The following is a 26,513-nucleotide window of genomic DNA, read 5'->3' as shown; positions in this document are numbered from 1 at the left end:
TCGTTCCGGAGATGTCCGGAAGTTATTTCATCCGCATGAAGTTCATTTCGGAGAACTCCGATTAATATTTTATCCGCATGAAATCCGTTTCGGAGCTATCGGAAGAGTATTTCATCCGCGTGAAATTCATTTCGGAACGGTCCGGAGACTATTTCATCCGTATGAAGTACAATCCGGAACCATCCGTCAAGTAGTTTACACGCATGGAGTCCGGTCCGGAGGTATACGGCAAGTTATTCGATGACATAAATTAAAAAAAAGAAAACATGAAAATCAGTTTAAGTAAACAAACCAACGAAGGGTTGGGAGCATTGGGCACTTCCACGGTGGAAGCGACTAAAACGAACGGATTGGAAGCAGCGCTCGCCAGTCCCGTATATAAAACATTGGAAACGGTGGCGCCCGAGTATAATTCGAAGGTGCTCGATCCCGCTTTTAGCGGCCTTGGGCCGGAAGCTTCGGCTATCTTGCGGAAAAGCCGGAAACAGTTTAGCTCTTTAAACAAGATCTTCAAATCGCTGACCGATTTTCCCGATACGGAAAAAGGGAAAACGGCGGCAGCATTGTACCTGTTGAGCAAGGCTGTGGGAAATGTATATGCCAAGACGGCCTCCGAAACCTACTTGGCCCTCCTGACGTTTTCCAATCAGATCAATACCGAAGCGAACGCGGCGAATGTGACCGCCGTCGGGACGGTAGACGAGGTAGCGGTATTCACGAAATCGGTCGCCGATTTGGGAAAAACGAGGTTGGAGCAGAGCGCCATCGACTCGTCGTTGCGCAGCGATCCCTCGGCGACCTCCCTTCGTCCGAAACTGGAGGACGCCCTAAAGGATTACTACTCCCTCCTTACCGGCATGCGCAAACAATCCGGTTGGGACAAGCTGTATAGCGATATCAGCGAAGTAGCGGCGCAAGCCAAACGTTCCGCCAGAAGAGGCGACCAGGACGAAGAGAAAGAAAAAACCAAATAACAATAAAATCATTCATCAGGAGGCTGTCTCAAAATAGATTTTTGGGATGGCCTTTTTTTCGCCTTTAACCTTCTTTTTAAAACCGCCTCAAGAATAGAAAGTGAAAAATACGCTTAAAAGAGCCGAAAAAAATAGATGAGGGCGGTAACATATAATAAGTAGAACGAGGCCCTTTTATCCCTATTTTTGGGTATTGCATCGCGTTATTGAGCTCTGTAACTTTGCTAATCTGAATGACAGAGAAATCAACGAATAATAAAATCAAAACGAAAGATGCTTCAACCCAACGATATCGGCGACAGTCCGTTTTCCAATGACCCGGATAGACGGGTGGTCGCACAGGAATATGTAAAAGAAGAAATCAAGGAGATCACGAATCATCCTCTTTTATTCCATACGAGCGGACAAATCAAAAGCAATATAATAGACGGTGTCTCGATCTATTTCGTTAATCTCATTCAAAAAGACGTTTTTAAGTACCGGGTCGAAAAAATGGAAGACCAATTGGAAATGCATTTTGAAATAAACGGCTCGACCTATTACGACACAAACGGCAAACAAAACGCAATGGAAACCTTAAACGGGCGATATAGCTTTTTTTATTATCCTTTTGTGAACGGTGTGCTGACATATACCCCTCAGAATCAAATACGCAGATGCATTGAAATTGATTTAACGATTGATTTTATCAACCACTTGTTTTGTGGCGATTTGGAAATTTTAGGGGATTTCGGAAAAGGGATCGCCAATAAGCAAGAGCGTGTTTTTGCAAAAAATGCGACTATCACGCCCGCAATGGCGCTTATCTTGCGGGAACTTCTCGAATGTAAACTTTCCGGGGTGTTGAAGAAAGCATATCTCGAATCGAAAGTTATCGAGCTGCTGCTCTTAATCATAGAGCAAGGCGCTCAATACGCTCATCATTGCTCTTCACCGTTTTTGTCGAAAGAAGATATCGAAAAAGTGTATTACGCGCGCGAGATAATCTCCGGCAATATGGAAAAGCCGTATTCCATAAGGGAGCTGGCGCGTATCTCCGGCCTGAACGAGTTTAAGCTGAAAAAGGGCTTCCGGGATGTGTTCGACACCACTGTATTCAAATATCTTCTTGAAATAAGAATGAATCACGGAAAAAGGATGATGATTCTTGACAACAATAAGAGTATTGGCGAAATAGCAACCGTTGTAGGATACAAAAACCCGACCCATTTCACCGCGGCGTTTAAAAGACATTTCGGTTATTTGCCCAGCGATTTGAAAAAAATGAAATCCTCCGGATTTCTATAAACGGATGTGCCCCTTTCCTTATTCTCAAACAAACGCTTAATCACAGTATTTTTTTATTTAGCCGGTTGATTTATTAAAATCCTTCCTGCGTCTTTTATAATCCTTTACACGTTCTTCAATACCTATTATTACGATTATCTTTGCCAAACGGATTTGGAGGGAAAGTATATGATAAAATTATTCGTTGAAGGCATCAGTTATATCGTTGAAGGTCTGCGTTATGTAATAGATTACGCCGAACTTCTCAGTTCCTTGGTTATATGGGCTGTCGTATTTGTTTTATTATCCAAATCAATAAAAAGGCATGCGAAGTATTATTATTGGTTTTTCGGAATAATTGCGTCTCTTAGTCTCTTGCAGGCTATCAACTGGTTATTTCAAATTACCGGATATAATTTATATCAGACGCCTGTATTGGGTAAAATATTGGTATCCAACATACACTTTGTCGAATTCGGATTTCCGCTGTTGGTCATTATCATGTACGTGGGAGCCTTAAATCCGAAAGTGCCTTGGGTAAAAAAATTACTGAACATACGGAAAGAGTTGTCGATACTGTCGGGATTTCCCGTCCTGACGCATTCCCTGATTAGGATCGCGTCTAACTTCACCGAGGCGTTGAGGTTCTTTTCCGATAAAACCGCCTATATGTCGCAAAACAAATGGGCGGCGAACGAAACAGGGTTAAGCATCACGAATGCCGGATATTTGTTAGGCATCATCCTGTTTGTTTTGTTTCTAATCTTGTGGATTACCTCTTTCGATTCCGTGCATAAAAAACTCGGCGGACGGAAATGGAAACAAATACAAAAATGGGCTTACCTGCTTTATGCCCTTCTTTTTATACATTCCGTTCTGTTGCATACAGGCTGGATAATAAACCCGCTCGGGGGGATGGGAAGTCGCGAGTATTTGATGAAAGAGGCGATTGCCCTCAGTTCAACCGTCGTAGTATTCGGTTCCTATCTGGTTCTCAGGCTTCGAAAAGCACAAAAGGACAGGATGAAAAAGACAAGGACCGTATCCGTATAGATATAAAAAGATGAAATATATTCTGTTAGGCATATATTGGGTTTGTTGTATTCATACTATTTGTGCGCAGGATGATTCGATGAAAGTTGTAAACCTGGATAGGGTCTTGGTAAAAGCCCCCCTGACAAAAGCGCAGATAATAGAACAGCAAGCGATAAAGGCAACGGTTATCGATACGAAAAGCTTGGATATTCAACCGGCAAACCTTACCGAACTGATGAACCGTACGGTCGGGATAAGGGTAAGGCAGACGGGAGGATTAGGGTCCAATACCGATCTGATGCTGAACGGATTTGAAGGGAAGGCCATTAAATATTTCAAGGACGGCATACCGATGGACTATCTGGGCTGGGCATTCAGCTTTTCCATTGTCCCGGTCAATATGGTGGAACGGATTGAAGTCTATAAAGGAATGTTGCCCATATCGTTAGGAGCTGACGCTTTGGGAGGCGCGGTCAATATGGTTACAAAACAAGATGAAAGGAGTAACCGGTGGGATTTTTCCTACCAATACGGTTCGTTTAATACACACCGCGTGTCCGTTCATGGCCTTTGGAAAGATGCCGAGGAACGATTTTTTGCCGGAGCGGATATTTTCTATAACTATTCCGACAACGACTATCAGGCATCTGTGTCGATTGTCGATTCTGAAACGGCGGTTAAACACAGGGAAAAACGACCGTTATTCCACAATCGTTTCTCCAGTTTTTATACGGAAGTTTTTGCCGGGATAATCAATCGGCCTTGGGCCGATGAGTTGCGTATCGGATTGACTTATTTCGATTTAAAACGCGACAATAACTACGGCATAACCATGGACCGTCCTTTTGGCGGTGTGGTGAGCGGGAGTCACTCCTTTATACCGACAGTAAGGTACAGGAAAAACTTTTGGGACAATAAAGTAAAGTTTGACCAATTCGTTGTTTACAATCATCTGTACGGAAACTATACCGATACCGTTCAGGGTATTTATGACTGGTACGGCCATTTTACGCATATCCCTTCCAGAAAAGGAGAAGCCACGACGGAAGGAAGCCTTACAAAGTTGAAATATGAGAATTTTATATCGCGAAGCAATATCTCGGTTCCGCTCAATTATTATCATACCGCAGAAGCCAACATGGTATATAGCCAGGTAACAAGAACGGGGTCTAACCCTTTGGGCGACAAATTTCCCCAGTCGGGTTTGGATGTATTGTCCGTTCCGGCAAAATACAACAAACTGGTCGTGGCAGGGGGCGTGAAATCCTATTTCTTTGACGGTCGGTTATCGAACGATATTCTGGTCAAATACTTTCATTCCGCCACAAAAGGGAATGAAGGCTCATACGCCACCCAAGAGGAAGGATGGGAGGAAAATTTTATCGATCGTTGGGGATTCGGCGATGCGCTTAAATATTCCTTTTCCGGTAATGCGTATGTGCGTTTGTCGGGCGAAACCACCGTTCGTTTACCCGAACAGTCGGAAGTTTTTGGCGACGGAGGATTTGTCGAGTCTAATTTTTCCCTTTCATCCGAACGCAGTTACAACATTAACCTGGGAGGATATTATTCCACCTCCTCGTTTACGGTGGAATCCAATTTGTTTTACCGCCGCACGTATGACCTTATTCTGCTTATCAATACCGGCCTGTTCGGCAAATATCAGAACGTGAATAAAGTGAAAGGTGTCGGGCTTGAATTAGATGCGGCTTATTCCGTTTTGCCGTGGTTGAAAGTGAACGGTAATCTTACTTATCAGGATTTTCGCCTTTTCGGGCAGAATGATGTGGCTTACGAAGGGGCCCGCTTACGAAATACGCCTTTCTTCTTTGCTAATTTGGGCGTTAACGCCGAATTTCAAAACCTGATAAGGAAAAAAGACCGCATTTCTTTCTATTGGAATTACGGATTTGTAAGAGCGTATTACCTCAATTATATTCCGAGGCCGTACGAGCCGGATGGATTTCTGGGCTTGTGGGGAAAACCGAGCGTAAACGTCGAATCCCTCACCATTCCCGATCAAAGCCTGCACACCATCGGCTGTTCGTGGTGGGCGGACAGGAACAGAGGCTTTGCGGTAGGAATGGAAGTTAAAAACCTGTTTGATGCGGAGATTTATGATAATTACCGCATACAAAATGCAGGACGGAGTTTTTACATAAAATTAAATTACACCCTATAAATAAACAATTTAAAATTTTTAGATTATGAAAGAATATATTCGATTCAGAACGTTAGGATTTTTCTTATGGATGATGGCAGGAGCAATGTTCTCCTCCTGTTCCGACGACAAAAACGACCCGGTGGTGGAGGACGAAGGGAAGAGTTATTATGCGCTACTGACCGGCGATATGACCTCATCTCCTTATGCCGGCTATATAACAACCTACTCGGAAGTACCTTCCGGTACAATCGATAATGTCCAGGCTGGCTCTTTGGCAATGCAGACAAACGGCATGAGATATTACAGTCCATGGGTATTTAAAAGAACAAGTTTGGCGAGCCAAGGAAAAGACGAAATTATCCGATATGCCGTAAACGCGTCGGGGAATATGGAAGAAAGCGGACGGATTACGTCCGGAGAAAATTCCAACTACTATATCCATGACGAATCGACCGGTTTTTATATTGACTTGGACAGGGGCTTGTTGAAAATACAGAAGTTTAATCCCTCCACCATGCTGCGTACGGGAGAAATCGACCTTTCCGGACTTCGGAATGAAAAATACCCTTATCAGGACGTCGGGACGAATATTCTTGCCTCAAAAGACGGTAAACTGTATGCCGATGTATTTTATAATACAACCGATATAAAAGGGAATTTTTTTCAAAACACGCCTCTGGGATTTGTCGAATTAGCCGTTATTGATGTGGCTACCGGAAAGTATGAAAAATCCATTCGCAACGAGAATATCAACCACATCGGTTATCCATCGAATGAGAATCCTATGTGGAGTTTGGGCGATGACGGCGCATTATATTTTTGTTCACACGGATTCGGCGCTACGGGAGCCGGCGGCTCGGCCATTGTGCGTATCAAAAAAGGAGAAACCGGTTTTGATAAAAACTGGATTATAAAAGCGGATGACTTGACCCAAGGGACGAGTTTCGGCACGGTGTGTGTCGACAACGGTAAACTGTATACGCAGATAGGGTCGAAGCCCCTTTCGTACAGGGGACTCCTGACGGATGCGATTTACGATTATTATGTGTTTGATAAAGAAAACCCATCCGCCGGAGCAACAAAAATAGCCGGGGTGCCGCAAACAACCTACACATTCCAATGCGGGCAGAGCATCATGGCTATCGACGGCAAAGTCTATTTCCGCGTAGTCAACAACGACGATCAGAACGGCTATTATGTGTTGGGAGACAATAATACGGCAACCCGGGCTTTCAATGTCGCTTCGGGAGGTATTGTGTGGGGGTTCGCCAAACTCATAAAAAAGCAAGAATAAAATTCAACTAAATGAATATGATACAATCAAGAATTAAAATTATTTTCTATTGGGCATTGATAGGTATTTGTTTTATCTTACATAACTTATTACACCTGTCTGAAATTTATTACGGGAAAGACATGCTGATAGCAAATACTGCCGGCATCATGCCGGTGAGCGTTCAAATATTTACGGTATTGGTGTCTATTATGCCTTTTATTCTGGCTGTGCTGAGCTTGAATTTTTTCAAGAAAGGGTTCCTATGGGCATCTTTTGTGTGGAGTATCCTGCTTTTATGCCTGAATGCTGTCCATTTCGGGCAAACCGCAGCAGAAGAAGTGTTTGACCTTGCTCAAACGGTATTGTTGCTGTTTATTCTTGTCATGAATCTCCTGCTCTCGTTTACATTGTGGAGGTCTGTCAGATCCGGAAAAGATCGGAAACAAAAACCGTCCGTCCATTAATTTTAATGATTATCCGCGAAGCGGCCTAAACTGAACTCCTCCGGTCGTACCACCTTCGTCCCCTTTACCAAAGGGGACGAGGGTGGTGTTAAAAAAGGAATTTGGCGCGCTTTGCGGATAATCCTATTCATTTTTTATAAAAACGCCTTATGCGTCGCCGGTCGCTTTTTCGAGCCGTTTCATAATCGAAAAGATGAACACGGCCGAGAGGATACAGCAGGCAATCAGGACGCCCCAGAATGCCAACAGCGACATTTTATCCCAGAACGTTCCCATAACCCCTACCAGCAGGTTCCCGATAGCCGTAGCGGCCAGCCATCCCCCTTGCATGAGTCCGCTGTATTGCGGAGGAGCGACTTTCGAAACGAAGGATAATCCCATGGGACTGAGAAAGAGTTCGGCGACCGTTAACACGAAATAAGTGCCGATCAACCATGAAGGCGATACCAACCGGTCGGAAACGCCCGATATTTCCGAAGGAGCGGGAAGCCCGATCGAACCGATCAGCAGTACCACAAAGCCGATGGCCGCGAGGATCATCCCGATGCCGATTTTCCTCGGAGCCGATGGTTCTTTTCCCTTTTGCGCCAAATAGGCGAAGAGCGCCACGGTAAGAGGGGTGAGAATGATGATGAACATCGGGTTGAATTGCTGGAATATCTGCGGGGTGATTTTGGTCATGACCTCGATACCGCTTACGTTGGTCAAATAGTAGGCGGCCAATCCGATAATTCCCAAGACCGTAAGAATAATCCCTGTTTTCTTATTCGGCTTTCCTCCCAATAATCCGATGGTGGAAAGATAGACGCCATATAAAAAGACAATCAGGCAAAGCAGGGGGATTAAGTTAAACAGCATGGTCCATCCCGCGGTAATCGAACTGACGGTATAATCGCGTGCGAAGAAAGTCATTGTAAGCCCGTTTTGGTGGAACGACATCCAAAAGAAAATGACCACAAAGAAAACAAGGAACAGCGCGAGCATCCGCTCTTTTACTTCTGCCTTAGGCATTTCTTTTATCTCGATACCCGCCGATTTCGACTCTTCCAATTTTTGTTTTTGCGTTTTATCCGAGCCTTTCCACGTCCCTCTGAAAAGAAGGAATATCAAAATAGATAGGATGAGGCTGATACACGCGACGCCGAAGGCTAAACTGTAAGAGCTCGAGAGCGACTCGTTTACATAGCGTTTCCCGAAGTTCCGGGCGAAAGCGTCTTCATCCGCGCCGCCATCCAGCGACGTATCCGTTATCCGGGCGTCGTTCACTTTTGCAACGACGGCTGCTTTTGCCTCCGCATCGTTGGGATCGCGGCTTTGAAGCAGGTTATATTCTTCATTCGTAACGGTGAGGGCCGGGTCGGTAATCTTTTTCGATTGCGTATATTGATTCAATCCCGCCGCTTTCAATTTAAAAAGGGCGTCTTGAATTTCTTCGGCAAATACCACCTTTTTATCTTTCTTCGCTTTATGAAGGACGGCTTCGAACTCTTTCCCTTCCAAGGCCTGTTGCTCGGGGGTAAGATTCTGCATGATAAAGGTGTTTTTATCGACGGCGTTTGCCTCATCGTTCAAGGCCACGTAACTTTTGGGAATATTCGCATCGTAGGTAAAGTCCGCCGATTTCAATACCGAATTGTTGATGGTATTGGCTACGCTGGGAGCAAAGAAAGCGCCGATGTTAATAAACATATAAAAAATGGAGAACGCAATATCCCTGTTTTTACTATAACGGGGGTCGTCATATAACTTGCCCACCAGCGCCTGAAGGTTTCCTTTGAAGAAACCTGTTCCCAATGCAATGAGAATAAGCGAAATGAACATGACAATTAATCCGATGCTATTGCCTTCGAAGGGGACCGCCAAGAGGAGGTACCCGATAAACATGACCACCGTGCCCAGTAAAATGGTTTTCCCGTAGCCCAGTACTTTATCGGCTAATGCGCCTCCGAAAATCGGCAGAAAATACACGAGCGCCAAAAACGTGCCGTATATAATACTTGTGTAAACAGACGTCAGGCCGAATTTAGCCTGCATATAAAGCGTCAGGATAGCCAACATGGTGTAATATCCAAATCGCTCCCCCATGTTGGTGAGAGCTAATACCAGTAGACCTTTCGGATGATTTTTAAACATTGCAGATTGTTTTTTTAGTTTTTATAGGGTTATGTATTTATTCACTGATTTTTGAACTACAAATATACATAAAAGTATACACATATACACAGACCCATAAAAATTGAGTGTTCTGTTTGAGTCCGTTTGGGCCGGTTTTACACATTGATTTGAAATAAGCCACAACTTTCTCTATATTTGAAGATCATTAACCACTAAAATATTCAATAATGAAAAAAGTATGTGGCTTAGATGTGCACAAAGATAATATATTCTGTGCAATCTACAATGGAGAGAGTCATTCTCAAGTGAAAGAATATGCAACGCTGACCCCTGCAATCTATTCGATGGGTGAGTACCTGCAGTCGGAAGAGGTGGAGGAGGTGGCCCTGGAAAGCACGGGTATCTACTGGATTGCCGTGTGGGACATATTCTACGAGATGGGGTTCAAGTTGACGCTTGTCAACCCGTACCTGATCAAACAGATGCCGGGTCGTAAGAGCGACATCAAGGATGCCCAGTGGATAGCCAGCCTGTTGCACAAGGGCATGATGCGCGGCAGTTTCGTTCCTGCTCCCCTGATACAGGAGTTGCGGGTCTATTCTCGCAAATACGGCAAGCTCAGGCAGCAGGTGACCCGTGTGCTGACGTGTATGGACGCCATCCTGGTAAAGGCAGGTATCCGGGCGAGCAGTTGCCTGAGCAGTATCAGCACGAAAAGTTTCATGGGTATCGTCGAGGCGCTGATAGCCGGATGGACAGACCCGGGCTATCTTGTAAGCCTGGTGTACGGGAACAGGAAAAACAAGCAGAGCGGGAAATTAAAGGAGGCCCTTAGGGGCAATATCAGGGCGCACCACCGCCAGGAATTGTCCTGGGCGAAACAGGAGTATGACATATACCAGTTGCAGATATCGGAATGTCTGTCACAAATGGAGCGGATATGTGGCCTACATTTTGCGTTGCCGGTAAATCTTTTACAAACCATTCCGGGAATAAGCCGGATAGCGGCGATGACCATAATAGCCGAAACGGGTGGGGATATGAGTGTCTTTGAAAATAGCGGCAAGATTGTCGGATGGGCGGGATTGCGCCCGAGGAATGATGAAAGCGCCGGCAAATACAAGAGCACCGCTACCACCAAAGGCAACAAGTACCTGCGTTCGATCCTGGTACAGGTCTCCTGGGCGGCTTCCCGGTCGAAGGGTTCGTTTTTCAAGGAAAAGTTCCAACGCATGACCATGCGCAAGCCAAGGAAAAAGGCTCTGGTCGCCATAGCAAGGAAACTGCTCGTTGTCATATGGAACGTGCTCAAGCACACCAGGCAATACGATCCCCGGCTGGCCCCTGTTTACGATCCGGTGAAGATGAAAGCCCGGCTCGCATATTACAAGAAGGAGTACGAAAAAACAGCGAACATACTGAATATTAATCTATAATACAAGCGTAAAGGCCGGGTAACTTTGTGGTGGCTCAAGACCCCGTTTACAAATAGGCCAATGTCACAGTCGTCCCTGAAACGACCTCAAGAACACAGACCGGGGTTAATGCTGCTCCCAATAAGAGAAGACAAGCCCGCAGAAGAAAATCGCATATCGGAAGGCGTCACCGCGTCTTTGCCTGCAACCTTGTGGGTAGGGTGATTTATGCCTGTATCCAAACATCTTTCTCTATTTAGCTCCATTTTTCTTTGAATATGGGGGGAATTTATAGAAGAAATATATAAAAAAAACGAGGAAATGTTTTCGACGATCGGTATAATTGTCGGTTTTGTTCTTTTTTTGATTTGTTTTTTATGTTTTTTTGTTTGCTTCTGGAAAAAAGTGCTACATTTGCAATCAGAAAACAACAAAAGAGAATAATGAACCATTCGAGTTTTACACACCGCTTTTATTTTTACTTTTATTTTAGCCGATAGAAGCAGGATTTTATGTGTAAATGATGAAGAAATAAAACAAACATAATATAGTAATAAAATCCTGTCGATAACACGATGGGATTTTTTTTTATAGAATAAGTAGAAGATGAAACGAGTTGCGATTCAAGGAGGGTTCGGTGCATATCACGAAATTGCCGCGCGCAATTATTTCGAGGGGGAAGAGTTGGAAATCGTTCCTTGTTTGACGTTTCGCGATATCTTTTTCGAGGCGGATAAAGATCCCGGCCTTATCGGCATGATGGCTATCGAGAATACCATTGCCGGAGGATTATTGCAAAATCACGATCTGCTCAGAAGGAGCCATCTTTCCATCGCCGGCGAATATAAGTTGCGTATTTCGCACACCTTGTCGGCATTGCCCGGGCAGCGCCTGGAAGATATAAAGGAAATTGTTTCCCATCCGATGGCGTTGATGCAGTGTGGCGATTTTTTGGATCTGCTGCCTGCCGTCAAAATCGTCGAACATGAAGATACGGCGTTGGCGGCGAAAGAAATCGCCGAAAAAAACTTGATGGGAGAAGCCGCCATTTGCAGCGACCTCGCCGCGACCATGTACGGATTGAACATTTTAGCCCGGGGCATAGAAACGAATAAACGGAATTTCACGCGCTTTCTCGTTCTGGCGCAGGGGCGGATGTTGGAAGAGGTGCAAAAGAACAATCATGTCAATAAGTCCACCCTGGTGTTCGTCCTGCCGCACAGCGAGGGAATCTTGTCGAGAGTGTTGTCGATTTTTTCTTTTTATGATATTAATTTGACCCGTATTCAATCGCTGCCGATTATCGGAAGAGAATGGGAATACCGGTTTTATATCGACCTTACCTTTAGAGACTATCGCCGGTATAAGCAATCGATCGATGCCATCATGCCGCTTATAAACGACTTGAAAGTGTTGGGCGAATACAGGGAAAGTAAACAAAGCATTGAAAAATAACGAACGATTATGTCTACAGTAAAAAAAATAGAGCCGGCCGAACATATCAAACAGATCTCGGAGTATTATTTTTCCGTCAAACTGGCCGAAGTGGCCCGGTTGAATGCCGAGGGCAAAAACATCATCAGTTTAGCTGTGGGGAGCCCCGATCTGCCTCCTTCCGAACGTACCGTTGAAGCATTGTGCGCGACGGCCCATCGCCCCGATGTGCATACTTATCAGCCTTATAACGGAATACCCGAACTGCGGAAGGCGTTCTCGGAATGGTATGAGAAGTATTACCACGTCGATTTGGCAACCGACGAAATATTGCCGCTCATCGGATCGAAGGAAGGCATCCTGCATATTTCGATGACTTTCCTGAATATGGGCGACGGGGTTTTGGTGCCCAATCCGGGGTATCCCACCTATACCTCCGTGTCGCGCCTGCTGAGGGCGGATGTCATCCCTTATGATTTGATGGAAGACAACCATTGGTTTCCCGATTTTGACGCGCTCGAGAAGAAAGACCTTTCGAAGGTGAAACTCATGTGGGTAAACTATCCCAATATGCCCACAGGGGCGCGGGCCACCCCCGACCTCTTCAAGCGGCTCGTGGCTTTCGGCAACAAACACGGCATCGTCATTTGCCACGACAATCCGTATAGTTTTATTTTGAACCATCAACCGTTAAGCATCCTTTCGGTGGACGGAGCCAAAGACGGTTGCATCGAACTCAATTCGTTGAGCAAGTCGCATAATATGACGGGTTGGCGTATGGGCATGTTGGCCTCGAACCCGCAATTTGTCAAATGGATATTAAAGGAGAAGAGCAACATCGACAGCGGGCAATTCAAGCCCATGCAATTGGCCGCGGTGGCCGCACTGTCCGAGCCCGACCAATGGTACGACAACATGAACATGCTTTATCGCGAACGCCGCCGTTGGGCCGAGATGATTCTGCTGTTGCTGCGGTGTCATTTCGATAAAGAACAGACGGGACTCTTCGTGTGGGGCAAACTGCCCGATTACGAGGCCGGCAGCCGCGAGTTTGTCGACGAGATTCTGTATAACGCCCATGTCTTCCTTACGCCCGGAGCCATCTTCGGTAGCAACGGGGAGCGGTATATCCGCATATCGCTGGGAGCCAATATCTCTAAGTTGTCGGAGGCGTATAACCGCATAGAGCGATATATCAATAGTAGAATGGTGACTGGAGGATAGAGGTTAGAGACCGGAGACTGAAGACCGGAGACTGGAGACCGGAGACTGGAGACCGGAGACTGGAGACAATAAAAATTTACAAATATGAAATTCGAATCGATTTTATTACCTGGTATCGACGATAAAAGGCCGCTGGTGATAGCGGGCCCTTGCAGTGCCGAAACCGAAGATCAAGTGATGGCCACTGCACGTGAACTGGCTCGGAATGGAATTAAAATTTTCCGCGCCGGCGTATGGAAGCCCCGCACCAAGCCAGGAGGCTTTGAAGGCGTGGGAAGCCCGGCGCTGAAATGGCTCAAAAAAGTGAAAGAAGAAACCGGCATGTATGTGGCGACGGAAGTTGCCACCGAAAAGCATGTGTACGAAGCGCTGAAATATGGCGTCGACATGATGTGGCTCGGGGCGCGTACGGTGGCCAATCCGTTTGCCGTTCAGGAAATAGCCGACACGTTGCGCGGCGTCGACATCCCCGTGCTCATTAAAAATCCGGTCAATCCCGACTTGGAGTTATGGATCGGGGCGATCGAACGGTTGTATAACGTGGGTATCTGCCGGCTGGGCGTTATCCATAGAGGATTCAGCACGTCCGACAAGACGATATACCGCAACTTGCCCCAATGGCACATTCCGATCGAACTGAAAAGGCGTTATCCCGATCTTCCCGTCTTTTGCGATCCCAGCCATATCGGCGGTAAACGGCAATTGATACAGACCCTCAGCCAACAAGCCATGGATTTGAAGTATTCGGGCCTCATCATCGAGTCGCACTGTTCGCCCGACGAGGCTTGGAGCGATAAAGACCAGCAGGTTACGCCTGCTTCGCTGAAAGAGATATTGAGCTCGCTCGTCATTCGCGACCGCACGCAGACAACCGAAGATCTTTCGGTGTTGCGTGATCAGATCGACCAACTCGACAATGAACTCCTGCAACTGCTTTGTAAGCGTATGCGGGTCGCTCGTGAAATCGGTCATTACAAACTCGAGCACGATATGCCTATTTTGCAAACGCAGCGCTACGACGAAATCCTGACCGACCGCGCCGAGCAGGGCGAAAAAATGGATATGAACGGAGAGTTTATAAAGCAAGTGCTGGAAGCCATTCATGCCGAGTCGGTTCGCCAACAGATGGTGGTGATGGAGCGGAAAAAAGATTGATATAGATTGAAAGAAGATTGAAATAGATTGAAGGCTGACAAGCTGATTACGGATAGCGAACAAATGAGAATATTGATTTTAGGAGCCGGCAAGATGGGGTCGTTCTTTGCCGACGTGTTGAGTTTCGACCATGATGTCGCGGTTTTCGATATCGAGCCCAAGCGTTTGCGGTTTATTTACAACACGCAGCGTATGACGGATCCGCAAGAAATAAAGGAGTTTTCACCTGAACTTGTGATTAATGCCGCGACGCTCAAGTTTACCATCGAGGCCTTTCAACGCGTGTTGCCTTACCTGCCGATGCAGTGCATCCTGAGCGATATCGCTTCGGTAAAAACCGGTCTCAAAGAGTTTTACGAAAGTTCCGGAAGGCCGTTTGTCTCCACGCACCCTATGTTCGGGCCGACCTTTGCCAGCCTTAGCGATCTGAGCACCCAAAGCGCCATCATCATTTCCGAATCGATGCATTTGGGGAAAGTGTTTTTCCGCGACCTCTACCATCACCTGCGCTTAAATGTTTTTGAATATACATTTGAGGAGCATGATGAGACGATTGCCTATTCGCTTTCCATCCCGTTTGCCTCGACATTGGTGTTCGCCTCGGTGATGAAGCATCAGAACGCGCCCGGAACCACCTTCAAACGTCACATGGGCATTGCCCAGGGGCTCCTTTCGGAAGACGATTTTTTATTAACCGAAATACTTTTCAACCCCTACACTCCCGATCAGGTGAAACGCATCCGCGAAAAGTTGAAAGAACTGCTCGTCATTATCGAGCAAAAGGATAGCGAGAAGATGAAAGAGTTCCTGATGCGGGTACGCAAGAATATCGAATAAGCAGCCTGTCGAAAGAAATTTCTATCTTATATGCTTTTTTAACGCTATTCTGCGCTTTTTGAGTAATAAAATAAACTTTTTTAGCCTGTTTCGTCCACTTAATTCCATAGTTTTGAAAAGTTTTTTTCAAATTTTCATCTTTTCAAAATAATCTAATTCAATGGACAAAGGTAAAAATATTCTATTGTTAACAAGCTTGTTCTTGATTTCGAGTATGAGTTTGTCGGCCAGTGAACTGGATCTGGCCATTCCTGATTTGCACGAAGGCGTTTTCCATATCTGGGGGAGAACGGTAAGTTCGTGGAATTTTCTGTTCTACGGAGCATTGGTGATTTTAGGCACGCTGGGATTCAGCCTTTTGCTGTTTCGCCAAGTGAAGAAGCTCCCTGCTCACCAATCGATGTTGACGGTGGCGAAAACCATTTATGCTACTTGTCGCACCTATCTGTTGCAGCAAGGCAAATTCTTATTGATGCTTTTTGCGTTGATTGCGGCTATCTTATGCGTTTACTTTTTCGCCCTGGCGGGGCAAACCGTTCCGGTGGTCGCGCAGGTGCTGCTGTTTTCGGTTGTGGGCATGCTGGGTTCTTATTCCGTGGCATGGTACGGCATCCGGGTAAACACCTATGCGAATGCGCGTACGGCTTTCGCCTCGTTGAGCGGGCGGCCGCTGGATGTGGTCAACATTCCGCTGCGGGCCGGTATGAGCGTGGGACTTTTCCTGATATCCCTGGAACTGGTGATGATGGTAACGATCCTGCTGTTTGTGCCGCGTGAGATTGTGGGCATCTGTTTTCTCGGCTTTGCTATCGGAGAATCGTTGGGCGCGAGCGCTCTGCGGATAGCCGGCGGGATCTTTACCAAGATAGCCGACATCGGTTCCGACCTGATGAAGGTTATTTTTAAAGTCAAGGAAGACGACCCGCGCAACCCCGGCGTGATAGCCGACTGTACGGGCGATAACGCGGGCGACAGCGTAGGCCCCACGGCCGACGGCTTCGAAACATACGGCGTGACGGGTGTGGCGCTGATCACCTTTATCACCCTTGCCGTGGCCGACCCGGCCATCCAAGCCAAACTGATCGTCTGGATTTTCGGAATGCGCTTTTTGATGGATTTCCTCTCGGGTTGTTCGTTCTTTATCAATCAGGCGATTTCCAAAAAACTCTACGGTAACCGCGAGAAGTTTAATTTCGAGGCGCCTCTGACACATCTTATCTGGATCGCCGCCACGCTCTGCATTTCGTCGGCTTTCTTTATGAGTCATCTGTTGTTGGGCGATATGGCCGATCCGACATTGTGGTGGAAACTGGCCATCATCATCAGTTGCGGCACGCTCGCGGCTGTGTTGATTCCTGAATTTACCAAAATATTCACCAGTTCCCGATCGGGACATGTTAAGGAAATCGTGACCGCTTCACGCGAAGGAGGCCCCTCGCTCAATATCCTTTCGGGTATCGTCGCGGGCAATTTCAGTGCATTCTGGACAGGTTTGTTGATTGCAGCGCTGATGTTGGTTGCTTATTTCACTTCGATGATGGGGCTCGATGCGGTGATCGGACCGCATGCCGGCATCTTCGCATTCGGATTGGTAGCTTTCGGGATGCTCTGCATGGGGCCGGTGACGATTGCCGTGGATAGCTATGGTCCCGTGGCCGACAATGCCCAATCGATTTTCGAATTATCGCAAATCGAAGGGATCGAGGGCGTGCACGAGTCGATCGAAAAGGAGTTCGGTTTCAAGCCCGATTTCGAGAGAGCCAAATATTATCTGGAATCCAACGACTCGGCGGGGAATACCTTTAAGGCGACGGCCAAGCCGGTGTTGATCGGTACGGCGGTTACGGGCGCTACTACGATGATTTTCTCCATTATTCTCTTGCTCGAAAAGGTAGGAGCGTTACACATTTCACTAACCGACGCGCCGGTAATTCTGGGATTGATTTGCGGAGGAGCCGTGGTCTTCTGGTTCAGCGGTGCTTCCATGCAAGCCGTTACTACCGGGGCTTACCGTGCGGTGGAATTTATTAGGCGGACATTCAACTTTGCAAAGAAAGAGGCCGACATGGACGATTCTATCTCAGTCGTTAAAATTTGTACGCAATATGCGCAAAAAGGAATGTGGAACATTTTTATAGCGCTTATATCGCTCACGCTGGCTTTCGCTTTCGGCGATCCCAATTTCTTTGTGGCGTATTTGATTTCCATCGCCGTGTTCGGATTATTCCAGGCCATTTACATGGCCAATGCAGGCGGCAGTTGGGACAATGCCAAGAAGGTGGTGGAAGTGGATTTGAAGGAAAAGAATACGCCGCTGCACGAAGCGTCGATTGTCGGCGATACGGTGGGCGATCCGTTCAAGGACACGACATCGGTATCGTTGAATCCGATCATCAAGTTTTCCACCCTTTTCGGATTGCTGGCAACGGAAATGTCCATCCAGATGAAATATGTCGAAACAACGGATATATCGCTTTATATTGCCATTCCGTTTTTGATTTTGGGGCTTTGTTTCGTATGGCGATCATTCTACCGGATGAGAATACCCACCGTCTAACGCCTCTAAGCCGTTTCACGGATAAAAGCATGAGGGTGCGACAAAATAGCATTGCCGCACCCTCTCAGTTTCTTGTTTATCAATCCAGATGAACTAAGATTGTTTGATTATCTTTCATTTTGCGGGTGAGAATTGTTTTTTTATTAGCTTTGACTTTAACTTTTATCTTTTCATCTATGCGGGTAATCTCAATATCGAAGGAGCGATCGAACGCTTTCACCTCACGAAGATTCATATAATCCCAATCTTTCGGTAAACGAGGTGTTATTTTAAATGATTTTAAGCCCGTTGGGCGGATTCCAAATAAGCCTTCTGTTATAATCCGGCAATATAATCCGCTTTCCGCAGATAAATGTCGCTGATTACCTTCCGGCCATGCTTCGATGGGATAAGGAACGTGCTCTCCCAATAAACGTTGTGTGGAATAGTGTTTCAGGTAACCGGTCGCTTTTTCCGTTTCGCCGCAGGCATATACGCCTCTTAATGCATAAAGAGTGGAGCGATCCCAGAAGGTTTTGCTTCCGGCTTGTGTCAGCAGTCCGTTTTCAGTCCATAAACGAGGTGAAAACAAGGCCTCGACGGTTGCGTCTTTCCGATCATAAATACCGACGGTTAAGGGAATGCATATCCAGGAACGCAATACGTCGTTTCCCTTATAGTATCGATAGGTATTAAATCCTTCTACCTGGCCGCCAAAATAGTGATCTATGTTTTGGCGAAGAAGAGCGGCTTCTTCGTTATAATGTGCAATCTGTGAAGAAGGCTTTCCCAGTTCTTTTCCTAAGAAGGCCGCCGAACAAAGAGCGTCATAGTAAAGAGAAGAAGTGCATAAGTTCGCCTCACCCGAGGGGAAACGATTTTCCAATTCGTCCGAATCGGAAGTTATAACGCCTTCTTTATTGAGTTTTCTTTTACAATATTCCAGGCACCACTCGATCAGTTCCCATAATTCTTCCGCCTCCGCTTTATCGCCTCGGGCCAAAGCATACCGTGCAGCGCCATAAGCGATCATTGCGGCGTCTCCCCGGTCTCCGGCACCGGTCCAGGTGTCGGTTCCCTCTGCAATGATAGAACTCGGAAGTTTGCTATATTCGGGATTCATATAACGGGCAAAGTGTCTATAGGCATTCAGGGCCGATTGATTACCCTCCGGATATCCCAAGAACGGAAAAAAAGGATTCATATATTCCGCTTGGTCATTTGCCCAAATAGCGGCATAATACGATTCTCCTCCCGGCCCGTGAAGCAGTCCCCCTTTAGTATCATAAATACTTTCCGCTCCGCGAATTTTAGCAAAAGCAAACATGGTATTCACTACTGAATCGGGGGTTTCCAAAATAAGATTGCTCCAAAAATTAGTTATCAAATCCCGACGAGCTTGTAACTCTTGATCAATATCCACATTCCTTTCGCTTTCTTTGTCCTTGTATCCGGCAAAAGTCGCACTGAAAGAAAGCTCCTCTCCGGGTTTCAGTTGGCGGGCTGTTTGGCCGCTGAGGGTCGAAACCAGCTTGTAACTGCCTTCGACTCCTTCTTTAGCGGCTGTCAGCATGACAGAACGGACAGTCGGAATTTCTATTGAAACAATCGATTCTCCCTTGTTTTTAAGTATATATTTCTCGCAAAATAGAGGGTTCGAGACCGATGGGAACAGGATACGAGTCAATTCGAGTTTCCCTTTTCCGGATAATTCAAATTCACTCTGTGTGGTCATCATGCCGCGCAGGGAAATTCTTTTTACTTTTTCATTCGAAAGGGAAAGGCCGTTCACCGAAATCATATCGATCACATTCCATCCGAAACGCCGTGTCAGGCTTGCATGCGTGTTATTAGGGATGGTACGTAAGGTAGGCCAGACAAGGCTACGGTTAAGATGAAAAGAGCCATTTTCATCCACCCCGTATCTCAGCACGGAGGAAATTTTTAATCCGCTCATTTCGATATGATCCGAATGAGGACTGCGGTTGTCAATAATCCAGGAGATTCCTCCGTCGGCATCGATAGACCACCGATTTCCGGCATTGCCTCTAATCCCAGCTCCCAATAGAAGGAAGAAAAAGCAAAAAACGATATACTCTGTTTTTATATTCACCATATTCTATTTTATAAGTGATTAAGACAAGATTATTTATAGCCGGGGTTTTGTTCCAGTAGTGAATTGCGTAGAATTTCGCTTCTGGGAATAGGTAATAAATAATGCTGGGGAAGAAACTTGCGTTCTTGCAGGATCTCTATTTTATACGTTTTGACTTTTGTCTGATCATCACGAATGATGGTGATTTTGCGGGCAGGCTTATTTTCCGTTTCCATTGCTATTTTCCATCGACGTACATCAAAAAATCGATGATCTTCAAATGCCAGTTCCACTCTTCGTTCGTGTTGTATTTTCTGCAATAATTCTTCGCCAGAGCTTGTTATATCGGGCAAAACATTCGGTTGTCCTCCTCTGGCACGTTCCCTGATTTTATTGATGTAGGCCCGTGCAGCGGATTCGTCACCCAAATGAAACATCGCCTCTGCATAATTCAAATAAATTTCCCCTAAGCGAGAATATATCCAGGGCTGGGCTCCCTTGTCATTCCAGGCGTCTCGCAAATTTTCATTCATAAATTTGCGGATGGTATAATGTGTTTTGGAGGCATTCCAATCATCAATTCCGTATTCACTATCCATACCGCATTCAGCCTTATTACCTGTAGAAGAAATAAAGAATTCAATTTCCCGTCCGCGAAATTGTTGTCCGTCACAAACAATCGACGCATAGAAACGAGGCTCCCGATTTAGCCAAGGCGTACCCTTTGCATATTGATCCTCTGTCGGCATAGAGCCGTCTGCCATTTCATAAGCATCCACCATGTCTTGCAGAACACAGGTTCTCGACCAACCTGTAAAACCATTTGGTGAATCAGTCCAATCAAAAGAATGACCGTATTCCGAATTAAATTGTTTCATAAAAATAATTTCCTTACTCTTATTCGTTACAAACAGTCCTTTATAGTCCGGATCCAGTTGATAAACCGGTCCATCGCCATCTTTTAAATCGAACACCGCTTTTGCGGCATCCGCCGCCGCTTGCCATTTTGCTTTATCGCCGGAAGGATTCCAATAAGGACTCGCAGCGTAAAGCAATATCCTTGACTTCAAAGCTAATGCTGCCCCTTTTGTCGCGCGTCCGTAATTTTCTTCATCGTATGACAAAGGTAATAAATCGGCTGCTTTATCAAGCTCTCCCACAATAAAAGAGACACATGCTTCATAAGAATCTCTCTTAACCATCATATCGTCATCCAATCCGAAAGTTTTTGTGAGAATAGGTACACCCCCATAACGGGATATCAGGTCGGCATAAAAGAAGGCTCTCAGAAACGTGATTTCTCCGGTCATCCGATCGATTATTTTTGGATCGGTCTTTAATTTATCGATATTTTCAAAATAGATGTTGCAGTTTTTTATGGCAGTAAAATAAAGTTTCCACGTGCCAAAATCTCCTGCTTGGTCAGGCGTTACCTCCCCTCGGTTATAAAGATACGGGCTGCCTGAATTGAAATTGTGGTATGCCTCATCACAAATATACCGTAGTCCATAGTTGAATCCATCCCGTATTTCGGTATAGCGTTTATTCACGTAAGCCTCCGTCAGCTTTACATCGGAAAAGACAGCTTCTCCCGTAAAAGAATCCAAAGGCTTTACATCTAAAAAGTCGGAGCACGCGCTTAGGCAACTTGCCAAGAGCAGAATTGCTAAATTTAGTCTATTGTTATTCATCTGTATATTTATTTTTTATCAGAAACTAATACTTACACCCATATTATACACACGTTGTTGGGGGTAATACATCCCGCCCGCTTGAGTTCCTTCGGGATCCTGGATCTTTATCTTATCAATTGAAAATAGGTTAAAGCCGCTCAAATAAAGGCGGAGACTGGATATTTTTATTTTCTCAAGGAAAGAGGAAGGAATATTGTACGCTAATTCTATATTTTTTAAGCGCAGGAAGGAAGCATCCTTTAACCAAAAATCCGAATCCCGGCTGTTAAAACTGTCATCCCGTTCAAATGCTCTGGGATAACGTGCGTCAGGCGTTTCTTCCGCAGATATCCATCTATTGTTAAAGTAGGTAATATCCCTATTATAGCTTCCGGGGCGAATCATTTGTTTAGCTCTTGCCTGCCCCGTCCATAATATATTCAATTCGAATCCTTTCCACATAGCACCCATATTGATGCCGTATACGATTTCTGGTATGGCGCTTTCATAGATTCTAACCCGGTCGTTGCTTGTAATAGAGCCGTCGTCATCTATATCTATATATTTTATATCTCCGGGCTGTGTATTTAATAAATGGGGTGAAGATTCGACCTCTTCCTTTGTTTGGTAAATCCCATCCGTCTTATATACTAGCCAGGAGTCGATGGAATGTCCTGTCCGGCGTTGCCATTCCGGTACATTCGCCGCTTCGTCAAAGAAATGGATATTATTATGAGCGTAGGTAAAATTACCTCCTATATAATAACCCAAATCTCTTATTTTGTTTTTATAAGACAAGCTGGCTTCAATTCCCCTGTTGGATATTTCCCCGATATTTTGGTCCGGCAAAGTAAGTCCTGTATAATCAGGAACGGAAGCTTGTTTAGGGGTAAGGATATCCGTTCGCATAGAATAGAAATATTGGAAATCGAAGCTTAATGTTTGGTTGAAGGAAATGGATTCGAACCCGATATTCTTGGTATCCACCTTTTCCCATGTTATAGCCGGGTTGGCTACCCGTCCGATCGTAAAGCCTTTCTCCCGTTTAGGGTCCAAGCCGAACATAGCTCCGTCATTTAAATCATAGGTACTTACGTATTGAAATGGGGCTACCCGGTCATTTCCTAATTTCCCCCAAGAAGCTTTTATTTTAAATTCGTCGACATGGGAGATATTATCTTTGAAGAAGCTTTCTTCGGAGATACGCCAACCGGCTGATAATCCGGGAAACCACCCCCAGCGTGAATCACTGCTAAAGTTCTGCGAACCGTCTCGGCGTAATGTGAACTCTGCAAGATAACGATCCTTAAAACCATAAGTTAATCGTCCGAAAAAATTCTGGCGGGCGGAAATGCTGCCGCTTCCATTATTATCTTTCTGATTATCACTTCCCGCAAACAAATAATCAACGGCATTGCTAAGGAAATCACGACGATAAGCGGAAAACCAATCTCCTGTACTTTTACTTTGTTCATAAGCGATAAAAGCATTTATGCTGTGTTCTGTAAATCTTTTCTCATAGCCCAACTTTAGGTGAAGCGAATTAATACGGTTATCATCATAGCGCTGGGTCAGATTAATGTTTCCGTCCCCCGTTGTGGAACGGATATTATCATATTCTTTCGTAGAAGGATTATAACGGTAGGCATCCCACATGTCCATCAGCTTTTTTTCACCTCTAAATTGGGAGTCAAAAGCGGCATAGCCGGCAATATATAATCCGTCTAAAAGCCAGGGCATTTTCAAATCGAAAGCCACTTTCAAGTTCGTAAAATTGTCTTTTACTTTGTCATAACCTGTTTTTCCGGAAGCCAATATTCCTAAATTGTTTCCCCAGGAAAGGCCAGGCCCTGGAAGTCCGTTGGGATAATAAGCCGGTAAAAAAGGATAGGCATGAAAAGCCTCCCAGAAAAAAGTGCTCGAATCATAATTCGAATTATGACGGTTCTCCTGACGCATAGCCAATTCCAGGGAGACCGTAAAATCTTCTGTTATTCTTGCATCCAAATTTGATCGAACTTGCGCTGTTTTAAAATTTAGGTCGGTATTTTTGAATCCCGGTTCCTGATACATATAACCACCCGATATATAATACCTGATTCGGTCATTTCCGCCTCTTACCGACAAAGAATGTTGGGTTTGCGGAGCCATTCTGAAAACGACATCCATCCAATCGGTATCGGCGTATTGCAAAGGATCGATAGTCCCATCCAAATAATCGTTTTTCACGTCTTTATATTTCTCTGTTCTTCCGAAATGGGCATTGATTTCGTCATCATATACCATATATTGATAGGCATTCATTAGTTGAGGGGTACGGGTATGTTCCGATAGTCCGAAGTTCCCTTCATAGGTAATGATAGGTTTTGAATCATTTCCTCTTTTGGTTGTTACCAAAATAACCCCGTTTGCAGCCTGGGCCCCATAAATAGCGGCAGAAGCATCTTTCAGGACGGTTACTGATTCAATATCGCTTGGATTTAAGCGTTCGATTCCACCCCGATTGCCAACCCCGTCTATTACATACAATGGATTGTTATTTCCTAACGACCCCTTTCCCCGGATGAATATTTCGGAATAATCATTCCCCGGTTCACCCGACCGGTTGTTGGCAATCACACCCGGTAAACGCCCTACTAAAGAATTGGATAAATTAACCGATGGGGACTGCTTTAATTCAGCACCGGATACTTGGGCGATAGAACCGGTAATCGTTGCTTTCTTTTGCACGCCATATCCTACCACTACCACTTCTTCCAATGCTTCCGTATCCTCTTGCAACACGATATTCACGGTTGTTTTGCCGTCAAGGGCGACCGTTTGAGAAAGCATTCCGACATACGAAACCTCCAATACGGCATCGGAAGGTACATTCGGTAAAATAAATTTGCCTTTGGCATCGGTAACAGTACCTGCTGTTGTTCCTTGTATTTGAACGGATACTCCGATCAAAGGCTCTCCTTTTGCATCCGTGACGGTCCCTTTCACGGTGACGGCCTGTGCATACAAACATACGGAAAATGCCCACAGTAAGAGGAGCATCATTCCTTTCACTAAATTTAAAATCACTTCTTTCATTCTTAGATTTTGTTTTAAATTAATTGATAAATTAATAGATAGTAATATAAACCACTTTCATGAATTAAAAACCCGTTAGTATTCCTCCGGTGTAAAGCCCTACAAAAGGCGAATTGCTGTTCATTGCCTTGTTTATTGATTGCACCCTACATAATTTCAGGATTTCGATATAGCTAAATTTTAACTATATAATTTTATTCAATTTGATGCCTAATGAAAAATCAAACGGGTATTTCCGGCTCAAGCCGGCTGATAGAGTAAGGGGAGTTTGCAAGAAGCTGAAATCCTCTGTGTCGACAGGCAATCGTACAGGCGAAGAATAGGTATTCTACCGGTTAAGGAATAAGACGATCAATAATAAAGCATCTAAAATCTTATTCGATACGGACTCTAAAGTATATTGCGCGGATATAAAAAAGAGGCGCGGACGATTGTCGCAATCTCTCTTCACAGGCTCCGCAAGGGCCTTTCCACGAGAATAGAACAATGTCCACGCCCTTATTGCTAAGGGCGCTTCCATTCTTCGGCCTCGTGGAGAATTTTGCGGATTCGTGAAGAAAGGCCAAAAAAAGCGCTATATTATTTTGTACCGTAATTTTACGGTGCAAAGATAATAATTCATTCTAAATTCTGTTATGGGCCCATAACGCTTTGTTTTTTTTAGAGATTCAAAGGAAATGAGATTTTAGGAAATATAGGTCATGAAGGTCATTGATAATTATCAATTTTACGTTGATAGTTATCAATGTCTCCCGTTTATTATATACATTTGCAGGAATAAAATAATATCCGGAGATATATGGAAACAGAAGAACAAACAGTAAAAAACACCCACCACGGGCACGCCATCAAACGTTTCCGCCGTACTTTGGGGATAAAGCAGGAAACGCTGGCTTCCGAGATGGGACTTAGCCAGGCCCTTGTATCCACTTATGAACAGAGAAAGGTTCTCAACGACGAGGTAATCGAACATTTTGCCAAAGCCCTGAATGTGGCTCCCAAGCTGATTAAGGAACTGGAAGAAGATCCGGTAACTTATATCATTGAAAACAACACATTTGAAAAGGGAAGCGTAGGGAATATAGCGTCCACAAGTGAAAATTGTACTTACACCTACAATCCGATCGAACAAATTCTTGAATTGAATAAAGAGAAAGTTACCCTATACGAACGGATGCTTGAATTAGAGAAAGAAAAAAATACCCTTATGGAGAGGTTGCTGAAGGATAAGGAAAGAGTGTAAATCGAGGATAATACGACATGGTTTATCAGCAAATTTACAGGTTTTCTAAAAAATCACTATTTTTGCCTGACATTATAACTACATAGTAGGATGGAAACAAAGGAACAAACATCAAAAAACACTCACCACCGGCACGCCATTAAGCGATATCGTCATGCATTAGGGATTAAACAGGAAGCTTTGGCCGCGGATATGGGAATCAGTCAGACACTGGTATCTTTTTATGAAAAGAAAAAAGTCATCGAGGACGATATGGTCGAAAAATTCGCCAAGGCGCTGAACGTAGCCCCTGAATTGATTAAGGAACTGGAAGAAGACCCGGTAACTTTCATCATTGAAAACAATACTCTAGAGAAAGGTCACATTATTGTAGGAACCCATATAGATAATTTTAATCCAGACCCTATTGACCGGTTAATCGATTTGTTCAAAGAAAAAACGGACTTATACGAACGAATGCTTGAACTGGAAAAAGAAAAAAACGCATTTATGGAGAGGTTGCTGAAAGACAAAGAAAGAGTGTAGGTCA

Annotated in this window: 19 protein-coding genes; 14 read left to right on the top strand and 5 right to left on the bottom strand. The window is 45.0% G+C overall.

Going from position 1 to position 26,513, the window contains the following annotated elements; all coding sequences use genetic code 11:
- The first annotated feature begins 266 nt into the window (after positions 1-266).
- The 6 genes from ABNK31_RS16310 to ABNK31_RS16285 all read left to right on the top strand — a co-directional run bounded on the left by ABNK31_RS16310 (position 267) and on the right by ABNK31_RS16285 (position 7,179).
- Positions 267-974 carry a hypothetical protein gene (locus ABNK31_RS16310; protein WP_418893486.1) on the top strand — a complete coding sequence of 236 codons (708 nt, stop codon included), beginning with the start codon at positions 267-269 and terminating at the stop codon, positions 972-974.
- 273 nt (positions 975-1,247) lie between these two features.
- Positions 1,248-2,261, top strand: a complete 1,014-nt coding sequence (locus tag ABNK31_RS16305) for a helix-turn-helix transcriptional regulator (RefSeq protein WP_418893485.1) — start codon at positions 1,248-1,250, stop codon at positions 2,259-2,261.
- Between the two features lie 168 nt (positions 2,262-2,429).
- Entirely contained in the window at positions 2,430-3,293 is an 864-nt protein-coding gene (locus tag ABNK31_RS16300) for a ferric reductase-like transmembrane domain-containing protein (protein ID WP_418893484.1), read from the top strand.
- Positions 3,294-3,303: 10 nt separating this feature from the next.
- Positions 3,304-5,457, top strand: a complete 2,154-nt coding sequence (locus tag ABNK31_RS16295) for a TonB-dependent receptor plug domain-containing protein (protein WP_418893483.1) — start codon at positions 3,304-3,306, stop codon at positions 5,455-5,457.
- Positions 5,458-5,482: 25 nt separating this feature from the next.
- Positions 5,483-6,733, top strand: coding sequence for a hypothetical protein (locus ABNK31_RS16290; protein WP_418893482.1), 1,251 nt, complete (start codon positions 5,483-5,485; stop codon positions 6,731-6,733).
- A gap of 17 nt (positions 6,734-6,750) precedes the next feature.
- Positions 6,751-7,179 (top strand): hypothetical protein, encoded by a 429-nt coding sequence (locus tag ABNK31_RS16285; protein WP_418893481.1) that lies wholly within the window; start codon positions 6,751-6,753, stop codon positions 7,177-7,179.
- Between the two features lie 2 nt (positions 7,180-7,181).
- On the opposite strand, the gene ABNK31_RS16280 is transcribed toward ABNK31_RS16285, so the two are convergent.
- The gene (locus tag ABNK31_RS16280) at positions 7,182-7,310 is read right to left on the bottom strand and encodes a hypothetical protein (protein WP_418893480.1); all 129 of its coding nucleotides are present in this window, start codon (positions 7,308-7,310) and stop codon (positions 7,182-7,184) included.
- A gap of 16 nt (positions 7,311-7,326) precedes the next feature.
- Positions 7,327-9,312, bottom strand: coding sequence for a peptide MFS transporter (locus ABNK31_RS16275; protein WP_418893479.1), 1,986 nt, complete (start codon positions 9,310-9,312; stop codon positions 7,327-7,329).
- Positions 9,313-9,521: 209 nt separating this feature from the next.
- Between ABNK31_RS16275 and ABNK31_RS16270 the strand changes: the two genes are divergently transcribed.
- The 6 genes from ABNK31_RS16270 to ABNK31_RS16245 all read left to right on the top strand — a co-directional run bounded on the left by ABNK31_RS16270 (position 9,522) and on the right by ABNK31_RS16245 (position 17,916).
- Positions 9,522-10,730 carry an IS110 family transposase gene (locus ABNK31_RS16270; protein WP_418892526.1) on the top strand — a complete coding sequence of 403 codons (1,209 nt, stop codon included), beginning with the start codon at positions 9,522-9,524 and terminating at the stop codon, positions 10,728-10,730.
- A 585-nt stretch (positions 10,731-11,315) separates the two neighbouring features.
- On the top strand, positions 11,316-12,164 hold the full coding sequence (locus tag ABNK31_RS16265; RefSeq protein WP_418893478.1) for a prephenate dehydratase: 849 nt from the start codon (positions 11,316-11,318) through the stop codon (positions 12,162-12,164).
- Positions 12,165-12,173: 9 nt separating this feature from the next.
- Positions 12,174-13,367, top strand: a complete 1,194-nt coding sequence (locus ABNK31_RS16260) for a pyridoxal phosphate-dependent aminotransferase (protein WP_418893477.1) — start codon at positions 12,174-12,176, stop codon at positions 13,365-13,367.
- Between the two features lie 84 nt (positions 13,368-13,451).
- On the top strand, positions 13,452-14,522 hold the full coding sequence (locus ABNK31_RS16255) for a chorismate mutase (RefSeq protein ID WP_418893476.1): 1,071 nt from the start codon (positions 13,452-13,454) through the stop codon (positions 14,520-14,522).
- Positions 14,523-14,585: 63 nt separating this feature from the next.
- Entirely contained in the window at positions 14,586-15,359 is a 774-nt protein-coding gene (locus ABNK31_RS16250; protein WP_418893475.1) for a prephenate dehydrogenase/arogenate dehydrogenase family protein, read from the top strand.
- A gap of 160 nt (positions 15,360-15,519) precedes the next feature.
- Positions 15,520-17,916, top strand: coding sequence for a sodium-translocating pyrophosphatase (locus ABNK31_RS16245; RefSeq protein WP_418893474.1), 2,397 nt, complete (start codon positions 15,520-15,522; stop codon positions 17,914-17,916).
- A 79-nt stretch (positions 17,917-17,995) separates the two neighbouring features.
- Here ABNK31_RS16245 and ABNK31_RS16240 read toward each other — a convergent pair whose 3' ends face one another.
- Genes ABNK31_RS16240 through ABNK31_RS16230 form a run of 3 tightly spaced genes read right to left on the bottom strand, consistent with a single transcriptional unit; the run spans position 17,996 to position 24,741 of the window.
- The gene (locus tag ABNK31_RS16240) at positions 17,996-20,011 is read right to left on the bottom strand and encodes a hypothetical protein (protein WP_418893473.1); all 2,016 of its coding nucleotides are present in this window, start codon (positions 20,009-20,011) and stop codon (positions 17,996-17,998) included.
- Between the two features lie 29 nt (positions 20,012-20,040).
- Positions 20,041-21,681, bottom strand: coding sequence for a RagB/SusD family nutrient uptake outer membrane protein (locus tag ABNK31_RS16235; protein ID WP_418893472.1), 1,641 nt, complete (start codon positions 21,679-21,681; stop codon positions 20,041-20,043).
- An 18-nt stretch (positions 21,682-21,699) separates the two neighbouring features.
- Entirely contained in the window at positions 21,700-24,741 is a 3,042-nt protein-coding gene (locus ABNK31_RS16230) for a SusC/RagA family TonB-linked outer membrane protein (RefSeq protein ID WP_418893471.1), read from the bottom strand.
- A 799-nt stretch (positions 24,742-25,540) separates the two neighbouring features.
- On the opposite strand from ABNK31_RS16230, the gene ABNK31_RS16225 reads away from it, so the two are divergent.
- Entirely contained in the window at positions 25,541-25,984 is a 444-nt protein-coding gene (locus tag ABNK31_RS16225; protein ID WP_418893470.1) for a helix-turn-helix domain-containing protein, read from the top strand.
- Positions 25,985-26,074: 90 nt separating this feature from the next.
- A complete protein-coding gene (locus ABNK31_RS16220) occupies positions 26,075-26,509 on the top strand; it encodes a helix-turn-helix domain-containing protein (RefSeq protein ID WP_418893469.1) in 435 nt (144 codons plus the stop codon).
- The last annotated feature ends 4 nt before the right edge of the window (positions 26,510-26,513 follow it).

The organism is Limibacterium fermenti (assembly GCF_041902845.1).
Taxonomy (GTDB): domain Bacteria; phylum Bacteroidota; class Bacteroidia; order Bacteroidales; family Dysgonomonadaceae; genus Limibacterium; species Limibacterium fermenti.
The sequence above is the reverse complement of the archived record's forward strand: the minus strand, read 5'-3'. Positions and strand labels throughout refer to the sequence as shown.

What these genes read in the sequence shown, in the direction of transcription:
- ABNK31_RS16225 (WP_418893470.1), top strand. Translation starts at nt 25,541, where the DNA reads ATGGAAACAGAAGAACAAACAGTAAAAAACACCCACCACGGGCACGCC.
- ABNK31_RS16270 (WP_418892526.1), top strand. Translation starts at nt 9,522, where the DNA reads ATGAAAAAAGTATGTGGCTTAGATGTGCACAAAGATAATATATTCTGT.
- ABNK31_RS16265 (WP_418893478.1), top strand. Translation starts at nt 11,316, where the DNA reads ATGAAACGAGTTGCGATTCAAGGAGGGTTCGGTGCATATCACGAAATT.
- ABNK31_RS16310 (WP_418893486.1), top strand. Translation starts at nt 267, where the DNA reads ATGAAAATCAGTTTAAGTAAACAAACCAACGAAGGGTTGGGAGCATTG.
- ABNK31_RS16300 (WP_418893484.1), top strand. Translation starts at nt 2,430, where the DNA reads ATGATAAAATTATTCGTTGAAGGCATCAGTTATATCGTTGAAGGTCTG.
- ABNK31_RS16305 (WP_418893485.1), top strand. Translation starts at nt 1,248, where the DNA reads ATGCTTCAACCCAACGATATCGGCGACAGTCCGTTTTCCAATGACCCG.
- ABNK31_RS16235 (WP_418893472.1), bottom strand. Translation starts at nt 21,681, where the DNA reads ATGAATAACAATAGACTAAATTTAGCAATTCTGCTCTTGGCAAGTTGC.
- ABNK31_RS16275 (WP_418893479.1), bottom strand. Translation starts at nt 9,312, where the DNA reads ATGTTTAAAAATCATCCGAAAGGTCTACTGGTATTAGCTCTCACCAAC.
- ABNK31_RS16245 (WP_418893474.1), top strand. Translation starts at nt 15,520, where the DNA reads ATGGACAAAGGTAAAAATATTCTATTGTTAACAAGCTTGTTCTTGATT.
- ABNK31_RS16230 (WP_418893471.1), bottom strand. Translation starts at nt 24,741, where the DNA reads ATGAAAGAAGTGATTTTAAATTTAGTGAAAGGAATGATGCTCCTCTTA.
- ABNK31_RS16290 (WP_418893482.1), top strand. Translation starts at nt 5,483, where the DNA reads ATGAAAGAATATATTCGATTCAGAACGTTAGGATTTTTCTTATGGATG.
- ABNK31_RS16220 (WP_418893469.1), top strand. Translation starts at nt 26,075, where the DNA reads ATGGAAACAAAGGAACAAACATCAAAAAACACTCACCACCGGCACGCC.
- ABNK31_RS16255 (WP_418893476.1), top strand. Translation starts at nt 13,452, where the DNA reads ATGAAATTCGAATCGATTTTATTACCTGGTATCGACGATAAAAGGCCG.
- ABNK31_RS16240 (WP_418893473.1), bottom strand. Translation starts at nt 20,011, where the DNA reads ATGGTGAATATAAAAACAGAGTATATCGTTTTTTGCTTTTTCTTCCTT.
- ABNK31_RS16285 (WP_418893481.1), top strand. Translation starts at nt 6,751, where the DNA reads ATGATACAATCAAGAATTAAAATTATTTTCTATTGGGCATTGATAGGT.
- ABNK31_RS16260 (WP_418893477.1), top strand. Translation starts at nt 12,174, where the DNA reads ATGTCTACAGTAAAAAAAATAGAGCCGGCCGAACATATCAAACAGATC.
- ABNK31_RS16280 (WP_418893480.1), bottom strand. Translation starts at nt 7,310, where the DNA reads ATGAATAGGATTATCCGCAAAGCGCGCCAAATTCCTTTTTTAACACCA.
- ABNK31_RS16295 (WP_418893483.1), top strand. Translation starts at nt 3,304, where the DNA reads ATGAAATATATTCTGTTAGGCATATATTGGGTTTGTTGTATTCATACT.
- ABNK31_RS16250 (WP_418893475.1), top strand. Translation starts at nt 14,586, where the DNA reads ATGAGAATATTGATTTTAGGAGCCGGCAAGATGGGGTCGTTCTTTGCC.